The sequence below is a fragment of the Anaerococcus sp. HMSC075B03 genome, from assembly GCF_001815585.1.
Classification (GTDB): Bacteria; Bacillota; Clostridia; order Tissierellales; family Peptoniphilaceae; genus Anaerococcus; species Anaerococcus vaginalis.
Genome location: NZ_KV821195.1, coordinates 88,589 through 101,031 on the forward strand (window position 1 = coordinate 88,589; position 12,443 = coordinate 101,031).

Below are 12,443 nucleotides of genomic sequence, written 5' to 3' on the forward strand. Positions count from 1 at the left end.
GATTTTTCAAAACAGTTTTATCACAAAATGCAGAAGAACTTAGGAAATTTTTTAAAAAAAATGCCGTTATAAAATGGCATTGCACAAATGAGGTATTTACCTTAGATGAGTATATAAAAGCAAATTGTGAATATCCAGGAAACTGGAATGGAGAAATAGAACAAATCGAAGAAAATGCAAATACCATTATTCTGGCTTGCCGAGTCTTTCCAAGAGATAATAGTGAGTCTTTTCATGTAGTAAGCTTTATCCATCTTAAGGATGATTTGATTATAGAAATGGATGAATATTGGTCTGATGATGGAATAGCACCAGAATGGCGTAAGAAAATGAAAATTGGGAAACGCATTAGGTAAATTTCAATTTTGAAAATCAAGCAATTTAATAAAAACTAACACAGTAACAGTAAATCAAAAATGGTTTGCTGTTTTTTATTGTCTAAAAATGGAAAGGAGAACTTATGGAAGAAGAAAGAAGAAAAATACAAGTACCACCACATAAACAGTTAATTATGGATATTGGGAAGACAAAATATACTGTAAACCTACATTTTAAGCAAGGTACAGGCGAAACATACAAGGATAAAATATTAAAGCTAATCAAGAGAGAAACAGAAAAGATATAAATTTTTCAAAGAAATTTTGTTTATGTCCTTGACAAATCTTCCCAAAAGGCACACTTGTGTTAGAATGTGGAAAAATGCTTTATGAAAATGGTTACGACATAAAGATATTAAACACAATAAACTTTAAAAAATCTATGAAATACAATCCCTTTGCATACTTGAGAAGTGAAAAAGATATTTTAAAGCTTGTCCAAACCATAATTGCTAACACCAAGGGAGATGGAGAAAAGGCAGGAGAAGATTTTTGGGTAAAGGCTGAAAAGTTATATTACACTGCTCTTATTGGGTATATTTATTATGAAGCACCTGAAGAAGAAAAGAATTTTAAAACACTCTTAGATATGATTGACGCAAGTGAGGTTAGAGAAGATGACGAAACCTATATGAACCCAATTGATAGGCTTTTTGAAGCTCTTGAAAAGAAAGATCCAAGTCATTTTGCAGTTAAGCAATACAAGAAATATAAGCTGGCAGCAGGAGTAATAGAATTAAGGAGAACACTTAATCACTATTTTAGTGAAATATGTACTTCTTAATTCTTTTTTTATTGAAAAATTAAGAGAAAGGGGGTAAAAATGAGGAATTTTGAAAAGATAACAGCACTCTATGAAAGATTAAGTCGTGATGATGAACTGCAAGGAGAGAGTAACTCTATCATCAATCAGAAAAAAATATTGGAAGAATACGCAAGCAAAAATAATTTGTCAAACATCATTCACTTTACAGATGATGGAATCAGCGGAACACAGTTTGACAGACCGGGATTTATGGCAATGATGAACGGAGTCAATCAAGGAAATATCGGTTGTATCATCGTAAAAGATATGAGCAGACTTGGCAGAGATTATCTCAAAGTCGGTCAATGTATGGAGATACTAAGACAAAAGGGCGTAAGACTAATCGCTATCAATGACAATGTAGATAGTTTTTACAGAGAAGATGATTTTACCCCTTTTAGAAATATCATGAACGAATGGTATGCAAGAGATACATCAAGAAAAATCCAATCGACTTTCAGATCAAAAGGCGAAAGTGGAAAACATACGGCAAGTACACCACCTTATGGCTATATCAAAGATGAAAAAGATAAAAACAAATGGATAGTAGATGAAAAAGCAGCAGAGATAGTAAGGCGAATATTCAATATGACCATGCAAGGCAATGGTCCGTATCGAATAGCAAAGATATTGGAGAGTGAAAAAGTAGATATACCCGCCTACCATCAACAAAAATTAGGCTATGGGCTATATCAAAGCAAAAACTTTGAACACCCATATCGTTGGTGTAGTTCCACAATAGCAAGTATTCTAAAGAAACAGGAATACTTAGGACATACAGTCAATTTCAAAACAAGAAAACACTTCAAGGATAAGAAAAGTAAATATGTATCCGAGGATAACTGGCTTATTTTTGAAAATACACACGAGCCAATCATAGACCAAGAAACCTTTGATAATGTGCAAAGGATAAGAGGAAATGTAAAAAGGTATCCTGACGGTTGGGGCGAATATCACCCACTCACAGGACTGATGTATTGTGCAGATTGTGGGAGCAAGATGTATGTTCATAGAACAAGCAACTACAAGAATGTCCCATACTATGTTTGCAGCAATTACAAGAAAGTACCTTGCGGCACACTTTGTCCATCAGCACACAGAATAAAAGCAGAAGCAGTTTTAAATCTTATTAGGGAAACACTGAAAGACATTAAAAAAAACCTTGATGAAGATAATGAAGACTTTATCCGTTCTATTCAAAATGAAATGGAAGAAAAAGAAAAAATAGAGATAGAAAAGAAAAAGATAAGATTAACGGAAAGCCAAAATAGACTTCAGGAACTTGAACGACTGATGTGCAGAATTTACGAAGATATGATCCTTAACAAAATACCAAATAGCAGATATGAAATACTAAATAACCAATATGAAACGGAACAGATAACTTTAAGCAAAGAGATTAAAGCTTTAGAGCTTGAAATATCAAGATATGAAAAAGAAACAGACAGAGCTAAGAAATTTATATCTCTTATCAGTCGTTATGAAAACTTTGATGAACTTACAACTACAATGATAAATGAGTTTGTAGAAAAAATTATCGTACATGAAAGAGATAGAAAAGGAAGTCAGACATCAAAGCAAAAGATAGAAATTTACTTTAATTTCATAGGCAATTATGAACTGCCACAGGCGGAGTTAAGTGAGGAAGAAAAACAAAAACTTGAGGAAGAAGAAAGAAAAATCAAGGAAAGAAAGGACAAGTTACATCAAAATTATCTTAAGAGAAAAGCAAGCGGAAAACAGAAAGAGTATGAAGATAAATATAAGGCAAGAAGAGAGCAGAAGAAACAGGAGAAATTAAAGATTCTAAAAAGAGTGGGTATACCAATTACTGAATATATGTGTACCCATAAAACAGATTGCAAATAATTTAATTGAAAAATAATTCGAATATTTTCGAAATAGAGTTGACATACATTCTGTAAAAAAGTATAATCTATTTAGAAATATATCGAAATAGAATTTTGAAGTTTAAAATAGATTAGACGAGGTAATTTTAGTGGGATTCCCGAATACATTTAAAGCATTAGCAGATCCTGTAAGGCGTGATATTTTACTTTCCTTGAAGCAAAAATCACTTACAGCAGGAGAAATTGCTGAAAAATATGATTTATCTAATTCAACCATTTCTTATCATTTATCCTTGCTAAAAAAAGCAGAATTAGTAACGGAGAGGAAGTATAAGAATTTTATATACTATGACATAAATATATCCGTATTTGAGGAAATGATAATTTGGTTATCACAGTTTCAAGGAGTGGAAAATGAAGAATAAAAAATGGTATGTGGTAATAATACTACTTAGTTTTTCAGCAAGTATATACCTATTAACTAACGGAAATGGAGAAATTAGTTTCTATAAGTTGTATATACTACCAATGATAATTTCGGTATTTAGCATAGGCTTAGATATAATTGGTGGGATGCTGGCGAAAAGAGATAGATTGCCACATAAATTAGTATTGCCTATTGCAATGAGTGTTCCTGTGTTATTTTCTATATCACAATATGGAAAGTATGTTTTTAATCAAGCGAATGAAAACTATACTCAGAAAATAATACATGTTTTAGTAGCTTTAACCATTATTGCAGTTGGGAATTATTTGCCAAAAACAAAACCAAGTAGATTTGTAGGACTGAAATTTTTCTGGTTATTAGATAGACCGGTACTATGGTTTAAAGTGCATAGGTTGGCGGGATATTTATGGATTATATCTGGCATTTTGATACTATCCGTTGGTCTTTCAAATAAATGGTTTTGGATGATTAGTTATGCAATGCTGCTATATGTCATTCCATTGATATATTCCATTGTGTTATTAAAAAAAGAAAAGGAGGAGAAAAATGAAATCATCAAAGATTAAGCACCTAATTATTAGTAGTATTTTATGCTTAGCTACAGTTGGCATTTTCTTGGTATTTGGTAAGAATTTACCAGATATAGTACCAGTACATTGGGATTCATCTGGAAATGTTAATGGTACTATCGCCAAAACCTACTTAACTTACGGAGCACCATTTGCATATTTGCTTATTAACTTTATTGCATTTGCAAAGTTTCAAGGAAGTGAAAAAGCAACATGGAAATACTATCTTGTACCATTAAGTGTAATAGCAATTAGTTTCTTGGTAATATTTTTAGCTTTGAGATAAGAACATAGTGCAGAGTAAAATAGCTCCAGACAGATTATTCTGCTGGGGCTATTTTTAGGAGGAATTATGCTGAAAATAAATAATTTTTCGAAAACCTATAGTAATGGTCATGTTGCAATTGCTAACTTAAATTTAACGGTAGAAGCAGGTGATATATATGCGTTTATTGGTTCTAATGGTTCAGGTAAGACATCAACTATAAAGGCTATCGTGGGAATACATGATTTTGATGGTGAAATCATTGTTAATGGTAAAAAAGTAAGCAGAAAAAATGAAACTTATAAAAAAGATATTGCTTATATACCGGATAATCCTGATGTATATGAAAATTTGACAGGCTTTCAATATGTCAATTTTGTATCTGATTTATACGAAGTCGCAAAAAATGTAAGAGAGGAAAAGTTAGATTATTTCTCAAACTTGTTTGAAATGAAATCCTTTCTAAACAATACAATTTCATCCTATTCACATGGTATGAAACAAAAAATTGTGATTATCTCAGCATTGATTCATTCCCCTAAGTTATTAGTAATGGATGAGCCTTTCGTGGGATTAGATCCCAAATCATCATATTTGCTAAAAGAAGAAATGAGAAAGTTAGCGAGAAATGGTGGAGCAATTTTCTTTTCAACACATGTTTTAGAAGTTGCAGAAAAGCTTTGTAATAAAATTGCCATGATAGATAATGGACATTTGATTTTTGAGGGTAAAACAACAGAAATATTAAAAACCTCTGATGGATTAGAGCAATATTTTATGGAGATGATTAAAAAATGAAGAATACTGTCATACTTGTAAAAAATCAAGTGATCAATCTCCTTAATATCGGTAATGGAGAGAAAAACAAAAAAGAAACATTGATATATACTTCATTGAGTCTATTTTCTGTATTTATGTTGGTTTGCTTGTACAATTTCTTTTCAATAAAATCAATTATAGAAATTGGGTTATATAAGTATGCTGTATCGTATGGAGTTTCCATATCGTTTTTCTTTGTGGTTTTAGCAACGATTTTTAGAAGTAATTCTATTTTCTTTTATAACAAAGATTTTGAAATGCTTAGTTCTTTTCCGGTAAAAAAATCTGAAATCATTGCAAGTAAGTTTTTTCTATTATATTTAATAGACTTAATTATATGTGAAAGCGTACTGCTGCCAGATGTAATTTTATTATTATTAAAACAATACATTTCAATTGAACTATTTTTGATTTTTTTAGTAGCAAGCATAATTATCCCTATTATTCCTATGTGTGTGGCTTCCGGCTTGGCGATTTTAATTGAGATGTTAGGTAGTTTATGTAAAAGAAAAAATATTGTGAACATCACATTATCATTTTTGCTTTTCATGGGATATTTTATAGTTATATTAATAAATCGTGAGGCGAAATATTCAGCGTTAGAAAAAATTATTGAGAATAAACTTATAAAAATATTTCCTTTTGCAAAGCTATTTTATATCGGAGAAAGTTTACAAATTAGACTTGTTATTTTCTTGTTTATTTCAGTTGCGATATTTAGCTTGTATTTCACTTTCTCAATGAAAAATTACGATAAAATACATCTATTTCTAAATAGAAGTTTTCAAGGGAAAAGAGATGCTAACTTAACTATTAAGATAAAGACACCATTTAGAGCATTGTTTGAGAAAGAATTGAGACGATATTTAGGCTCAAGCAGTTATGTAATAAATACTTCTTTGGGCATTATGATTTTGTGTTTTGTATCATGTGGATGTATTATATTTGGAATCTCTAATATAGAAAATCTGTTAGGAATAAGCTCATTGGAACCAATACTTACTCAATATGGTTCATTGTTTATTGCTTCATTTTTAATAATGTCCTGCACTACATCATCGTCCATATCATTGGAAGGCAATAACCTATGGATATTACAATCATCACCAGTGTCTACAAGGAAAATCATAAATAGTAAAATAGCGGTTAATGTTTTAATACACTTTGTTGGATATGTACTTGCAGTAATGATGATTCTTTTGAAAACTAAATTGAATTTGCTTCAAATGAGTTTTGTATTGATTGTTCCGATATGTTATTCATTATTTATTTCTGTTGTAGGTCTTTATCTAAACATGCGATACATGAAACTTAAATGGAATGATGAGATAAGTGTAGTTAAGCATAGTACAGCAGCCATACTAACCAATCTTATTGCAATCTTGATGATTGCAGTTCCTGTTATAATGATGATTTTCTTGCATTTGTCATATCAAGTAACAATGCTTATAATATGCACCTTAATGCTTATTGTTTGTCAAAAATTATATAGAGTTAGTCTATCTATAAATTTTTGCAAGTAATGTGAAGAAAATACTAATGAACTAATAATAAAATTAAATATAGAGATAAATGAATGAAAATTTATGAGAGGATGAGATTTTTGAAAAATTTAACTTTTAATAGGCAAATAACAATTGGAATTATTTGTATGTTTTTAGGGTTTATTATAAGCAGTGTTACAGATGTTAAATGGTTTTCTAATATTGGAGCATGTCTTTTTGGATTGTTTTTTGTTTTAAATCCAGTAGAACCTGAAAACTATAAAGGATATTCTAATTTAAAAATTTGGATTAGAATGACCGGGATATTAATAATGGTGTTAGGTGCTATTACTCATTTTAATTGGTAGTTAACTATCAGTTTGTTTAACTAATAATTAAATAATGGCTAACGAGAAAAGCAGTAGATCAAAAAGGTTTACTGTTTTTTCTTTGCTCAAAATTAGAAAGAGAGGAAAATAGAAAATGAAAAAAGAAAAAACATTACAAGAAGTACAAATAGAAATTGCAGAGCTTGAGGAAGAAAAAGAAAGCTATGAAATTCAGTTACGACAACTAAAGAATAGAGAAAAAATGTTAGTCAAGTTAGCAAATCAAAAAGAGAGAACAAGAAGAAATCATAGGCTTATTCAAAGAGGCTTGATAGTAGAAAAGGTAATTAAAAATCCTCTTATGTTTACCAATGAGGATATAGAAAAGCTGTTAAATATTTCTACTCACACAGAAGAATACAGACAAGCCTATGAAGAAATGATAAATGGAAAAGATATGGAAGATGAAACAGACATCGAGTAGACAGAATAAAAAACCTTAGTTTTTTCAGAAGCTCCCTGCAAGGGCAAAAAGCTTCGCAGAACGCAAAGCACCCTTTAGGGTGTATAATTGCGCCCTTAGAAAAACTAAGGGATTTTAGCAAGTCTTTGAAAATCCAAAACTTAATAAAAACATACGGATAAAGCAGATAGGAAAAGATACAAACAATAGCCTGTCTGCTTTTTTCTTTATATGAAAAATAAACAAAAAAATGAAAGGAGCTTATGAAGATGGCAGAAACATTTCACTTTAGTATTTCCATGATAAGTAGAGGAAAAAGTAAATCGGCAGTTGCAAGTGCAGCATATATCTCTTGTGAGAAAATCAAAAATGAATGGGACGGAGAAGTTCACGATTACCATAATAAAAAGGGACTTTTACATTCAGAAATCTTCTTGCCGGAGAATGTTCCCATAGCATTAAAAGATAGAACTACATTATGGAACAGCGTTGAACTAAATGAGAAAGCAAGCAATGCACAGCTTGCAAGAAACTTCATTATCGCCTTACCGAAAGAATTATCTTTTGAAGAAAACAAGAAACTCATTATCGACTTCATACAAGAAAATTTTGTATCAAAAGGAATGATAGCAGACCTTGCAATCCATGATGAAAGTGATGAAGAAAATAATAATATCCATGCCCATATTATGACTACTCTTAGACCAATCAATGAAAAAGGAGAGTGGCAGGCAAAAAGCAAAAAAGAATATGTTCTTGATGAAAACGGAGAAAAGATAAAATTAAAAAGCGGTAACTACAAAACAAGAAAAGTAGAGCTGACAGACTGGAACAATAAAGGAAACGCAGAGAAATGGAGAGAGAATTTTGCAAGTCTTTGTAATCAGTATTTAGAAAAAAATCATCAGGAAAAGAGAGTGGATCATCGTTCCTACAAAAGACAAGGAATAGAAGAAATCCCAACCATTCACATGGGAGCAAGTGCCAGTGCCTTAGAGAAAAAAGGAATCGAAACCGACAAAGGAAACATCAACAGAGAAATAAAAAAACATAACTCTTTAGTAAAAGCTATCAAGAACAAGATAAAAGAAATCACTTCTTGGATAGACTCTTTACTTGGAAATCTGCAAGCAAAATACGATGAGTATAAACAGACCAAGAAAGATGAACTGGAGAACAAAGCAGAACTCTTTAACCTCTATGAGTATATTTCTATCTACAACGAAATACAGGGAGAAAAAACAAAAAATCTATCCTACTATGGACAGATAAAAAAGGGAAATGCAGACCTAAAGAGATTTGTAAAAGCAATCTACTATTTGAAAGATAATCATCTTCAAACCATAGCAGACCTACAAGAAAAAGTCTTTGAACTGGCAAAGCAAAGTAAAAAAATAAGTGGTGATATTCAAGATAAAACACAAAGAATAAAAGACCTAAATCAATGTGTAAGTTGCATAGACTCTATCAAAGAAAATAAAGAAGTCTATCAGGAATACAAAAGCAAAACCATATTCAAAGACAGCTTTTACAATTCTCATAAAAAGGAAATAGATAAGTACCAAAGAGCAAGAAAGATTATAGAAAAATTTACCGGGACATCAGCCATAAAATTAAGTGATTGGCAAAAAGAAATATCAAGCCTTGAAAAAGAGATACAAGACTTAAGCGAAGATAAAGCTAAAGTACAAGATGAATTTAAGCAGATAGACCATATCAAATATGCAGTAAAGATTGTCAATGATGAGTATGGAATAGATTTATCCATAGAGATAGACAAGGCAATTAAGAGAGGAGATAAACCAAGCGTAATTGCACAACTGAAAAAATTCCAAGAGCAAGAGGAAATAAAGAGGCAGTACAAACAAAAAGCCAAGGAAAAGGCTAAAGAAAATTATAAAAATAAAGGGGAGGAAAGATAAAAATGGCAGACAACAGAAGATACTATTGGTTAAAATTGAAAGAAGATTTTTTTACAGATAAGAGAATCAAAAGGCTAAGAAAAATATCAGGAGGAGATACCTATACAATCATTTACCTCAAATTGCTTTTACTTAGCTTAAAAGATAGTGGGAAGCTGTATTATGACGGAGTAGAAACAGACTTTATCAAGGAGCTTGCATTAACGATTGATGAAACGGAAGATGATGTAATGGTTACAGTAAATTATCTTGTAGCACAAGGATTGATGGAGATAATCACAGAAAATGACGAGTATTTTTTAACAGAAATCCCAAGTCTTATAGGTTCAGAAACAGCTTCTACAAGGCGTTCAAGAAAATCGAGAGGACAAAAAGCGTTGCAATGCAACACCAGTGCAACACCTTGCAACCTTTTGCAACAAAACTGCAACGGAGATATAGAGATAGATAAAGAGATAGATATAGAGTTAGAGAAAGAGGGGGAGATAGAAAAAATATCCCCCTCCCTTTATGGAGAATATAAAAATGTTTCCTTAACTGATGAAGAATATGGAAAATTAAAGGATAAAATGCAAGGTCATAGGGATAAAATGATAGAGAAGCTGTCAACCTATATGCAAAGCACAGGAAGAAACTATAAAGATCATTATGCGACCTTAGTTCATTGGTACGAACAAGACAAAGGGAAATTAAAGGAGAGCAGTAAATCAAAAGTATATACCTTTGAAGATTATGACAAGGGGGAACACTTGTAGACCTCGTATAAGACGGTGGAAAGGTGTTTTTAGAGCGTTAATGATAAAACAGGTATCAGACTATTGCTAAGTGTAAAATGGAGCTTAAAATTGCAGTATGGAAAAAATATCGTATTTATGATAAAATGATAATGATATGGTAATAAACTCAGTTATAAGGAGAGGATATATAAATGCGAATTCAATTTACTGTAACCGATGAAGAACTTGAAATTTTAACTAAAAAAGCAATAGAGGGAGGTTTCCCAAGCGTTACTGAATATTGTAAGTGTAGCAGTTTACAAGAAAATACAAGCTATGTTGACCTATATACTACCTTATTAAACAAAATTAGCTCTTTACCGAAAGGCAAAGAATTTGTTTTGAGAGAGTTAATCGCAACACCGCCGGCATTGATTGGCAGATGGTTTTATGAAAATGTAAATAAGGGACTTGTAAAAAATGTAGAACACATCGGAAAAGCTGAAGGCGGAGTAGAAAAATATAAAAGAATTTAGATAATGTTGGAGGTGCATTTCATGGCAGAAGAAAATAAAGAGATAGTTATTGTAGATGATAAAACTATACAAGAAAAAATATATCTTATTCGTGGGCAAAAAGTAATGCTTGATGCAGATTTAGCTGAAATATATGGTTATGAAACAAAAAACTTTAATAGACAGGTGAAAAACAACGCAGAAAAATTTGAAGGTGAAGACTTCATGTTCCAATTAACGGACGAAGAAATGGTAGAACTTTCAAGGTGCAAAAATTTCACCTTGAACAGAGGGACTGGTAGAGGAAGTAATATTAAATACAATCCTTATGCATTTACAGAACAAGGAATCTATATGCTCATGACTGTACTAAGAGGTGAACTTGCTGTTAGGCAAAGTAGAGCTTTAGTTAGAACATTTAAGCAAATGAAAGATTTTATCATAGAAAACCAAGATTTTATCGGTTCAAAAGAATTAGTTCAAATAGCAGTACAGACAAATCAAAATACAAAGGATATAGCTGAAATAAAGTCGCAAATGGCTACAAAAGAAGATTTGAAAAAGGTTATGGATAATTTTATAGATCCGGACACATACAAGCATTTCCTTTTAATGAACGGAGATAAGATTGAAGCAGATGTTGCCTATACCAAAATATATAAGTCTGCAAAGAAAAGTATTTATGTGATAGACAACTATATAGGCTTGAAAACCTTAGAATTATTAAGAGCTGCAAAAGACAATGTTGAAATTATAGTCTTTAGCGACAATATGAAAAACAAGGATATGCTGACAAAAAATATCCTAAACGATTTTAGAAAAGATTACCCTAATATCAATCTTAAGATGAAAATTGCAGGGAAAAAGTATCACGATAGATATATTGCCATCGACTATGGAGCAGACAGTGAAGCCTTTTATCTTTGCGGAGCGTCATCAAAGGACGCAGGAAATAAAATATCAACGATTTCAAAGATAGAGGAATCCTCTAAGGATATGTATCATACAATGTTTGGCGGAATGCTGAGCAATAAGGATTTGAAAATTTAATATGTAAATGCTCAAGCGTTATTCAATGTATAAGACTTGCAAAAGGCGGTAGAAATAAAACTCTATCGTCTTTTTTAATTGCAACTAATAGGAGGAAAATAATATGCACGAAAACAGAAATGAACAAAATATTGGAACAAAGACCATAAAGAAGATTGGAAAGGCAACTTATGAGGTTGTTGTCCATTTTAATGAAAATGCAACGGAAACCATGCAAGATAAATTGAAAAGGATAATGCTTAGGGAAATGGAGCAAAAAAAAGACAAAAAAACCCATAAAAATGATTAGAAAGTCCTTGACAAGTTGTTACAGGAAAAACTGCCAAGTCAATTCTAATATCTTGTGGAGCAAGACTTGCACCTTTTGATATAAGAGAGCTTAGAGAACTAATGAGCGAAGATGAATTAGAGCTTGATAAAATTGGAGATAGAAAAACTGCTTTATTCGTAATAATATCAGATACAGATGATACCTTTAACTTTGTAGTTTCAATAATGTATTCTCAACTATTTAATCTTCTATGTGATAAGGCAGATGATGTGTATGGTGGAAGACTTCCAGTTCATGTTAGGTGTCTACTTGATGAGTTTGCAAATATAGGATTAATTCCTAAATTTGAAAAATTGATTGCAACAATTCGTTCAAGAGAAATATCGGCAAGCATAATACTGCAAGCACAATCTCAATTAAAAGCAATCTATAAAGACCATGCAGATACAATAGTTGGTAACTGCGACTCTACACTCTTTTTAGGAGGAAAAGAAAAAACAACAGTAAAAGAATTATCTGAAACCTTAGGAAAAGAAACCATAGACCTATATAACACATCA

Annotated in this window: 15 protein-coding genes and 2 pseudogenes; all 17 read left to right on the top strand. The window is 31.4% G+C overall.

Going from position 1 to position 12,443, the window contains the following annotated elements:
- Positions 1–356, top strand: a 356-nt coding sequence (locus HMPREF3045_RS06505) for a hypothetical protein (protein ID WP_070738107.1), incomplete at its 5' end; no start/stop codon positions are given.
- A gap of 104 nt (positions 357–460) precedes the next feature.
- Positions 461–625, top strand: a complete 165-nt coding sequence (locus HMPREF3045_RS06510; RefSeq protein ID WP_070642607.1) for a transposon-encoded TnpW family protein — start codon at positions 461–463, stop codon at positions 623–625.
- A 41-nt stretch (positions 626–666) separates the two neighbouring features.
- Positions 667–1,161, top strand: a pseudogene (locus HMPREF3045_RS06515) (type IV secretory system conjugative DNA transfer family protein); the annotation flags it as partial.
- Between the two features lie 39 nt (positions 1,162–1,200).
- Entirely contained in the window at positions 1,201–3,051 is a 1,851-nt protein-coding gene (locus HMPREF3045_RS06520) for a recombinase family protein (protein ID WP_004825289.1), read from the top strand.
- Between the two features lie 130 nt (positions 3,052–3,181).
- On the top strand, positions 3,182–3,457 hold the full coding sequence (locus tag HMPREF3045_RS06525) for an autorepressor SdpR family transcription factor (RefSeq protein ID WP_004825167.1): 276 nt from the start codon (positions 3,182–3,184) through the stop codon (positions 3,455–3,457).
- Positions 3,447–4,046 carry an SdpI family protein gene (locus tag HMPREF3045_RS06530; protein ID WP_004825214.1) on the top strand — a complete coding sequence of 200 codons (600 nt, stop codon included), beginning with the start codon at positions 3,447–3,449 and terminating at the stop codon, positions 4,044–4,046. The genes HMPREF3045_RS06525 and HMPREF3045_RS06530 overlap by 11 nt, the downstream gene beginning before the upstream one ends.
- The gene (locus HMPREF3045_RS06535) at positions 4,027–4,335 is read left to right on the top strand and encodes a DUF1648 domain-containing protein (protein WP_004825228.1); all 309 of its coding nucleotides are present in this window, start codon (positions 4,027–4,029) and stop codon (positions 4,333–4,335) included. The genes HMPREF3045_RS06530 and HMPREF3045_RS06535 overlap by 20 nt, the downstream gene beginning before the upstream one ends.
- Before the next feature lie 66 nt (positions 4,336–4,401).
- Positions 4,402–5,112 (top strand): ABC transporter ATP-binding protein, encoded by a 711-nt coding sequence (locus HMPREF3045_RS06540; RefSeq protein ID WP_004825159.1) that lies wholly within the window; start codon positions 4,402–4,404, stop codon positions 5,110–5,112.
- On the top strand, positions 5,109–6,656 hold the full coding sequence (locus HMPREF3045_RS06545) for a hypothetical protein (RefSeq protein WP_004825254.1): 1,548 nt from the start codon (positions 5,109–5,111) through the stop codon (positions 6,654–6,656). The genes HMPREF3045_RS06540 and HMPREF3045_RS06545 overlap by 4 nt, the downstream gene beginning before the upstream one ends.
- A gap of 53 nt (positions 6,657–6,709) precedes the next feature.
- On the top strand, positions 6,710–6,985 hold the full coding sequence (locus HMPREF3045_RS06550) for a hypothetical protein (RefSeq protein ID WP_004825250.1): 276 nt from the start codon (positions 6,710–6,712) through the stop codon (positions 6,983–6,985).
- A gap of 115 nt (positions 6,986–7,100) precedes the next feature.
- Positions 7,101–7,430: a DUF3847 domain-containing protein gene (locus tag HMPREF3045_RS06555; RefSeq protein WP_004825205.1), complete on the top strand. Its 330-nt coding sequence runs from the start codon at positions 7,101–7,103 to the stop codon at positions 7,428–7,430.
- 248 nt (positions 7,431–7,678) lie between these two features.
- A complete protein-coding gene (mobQ, locus tag HMPREF3045_RS06560) occupies positions 7,679–9,331 on the top strand; it encodes a MobQ family relaxase (protein ID WP_070738114.1) in 1,653 nt (550 codons plus the stop codon).
- 2 nt (positions 9,332–9,333) lie between these two features.
- Complete coding sequence (locus HMPREF3045_RS06565) at positions 9,334–10,086, top strand: phage replisome organizer N-terminal domain-containing protein (RefSeq protein ID WP_047199655.1); 753 nt, start codon at positions 9,334–9,336, stop codon at positions 10,084–10,086.
- Between the two features lie 173 nt (positions 10,087–10,259).
- Positions 10,260–10,583 (top strand): hypothetical protein, encoded by a 324-nt coding sequence (locus tag HMPREF3045_RS06570; RefSeq protein ID WP_001222546.1) that lies wholly within the window; start codon positions 10,260–10,262, stop codon positions 10,581–10,583.
- A 21-nt stretch (positions 10,584–10,604) separates the two neighbouring features.
- On the top strand, positions 10,605–11,612 hold the full coding sequence (locus tag HMPREF3045_RS06575; RefSeq protein ID WP_000797006.1) for an ORF6N domain-containing protein: 1,008 nt from the start codon (positions 10,605–10,607) through the stop codon (positions 11,610–11,612).
- Positions 11,613–11,715: 103 nt separating this feature from the next.
- The gene (locus HMPREF3045_RS06580; protein WP_000545052.1) at positions 11,716–11,901 is read left to right on the top strand and encodes a transposon-encoded TnpW family protein; all 186 of its coding nucleotides are present in this window, start codon (positions 11,716–11,718) and stop codon (positions 11,899–11,901) included.
- Positions 11,902–11,912: 11 nt separating this feature from the next.
- Positions 11,913–12,443 (top strand): annotated as a pseudogene (locus tag HMPREF3045_RS06585) (VirD4-like conjugal transfer protein, CD1115 family); the annotation flags it as partial.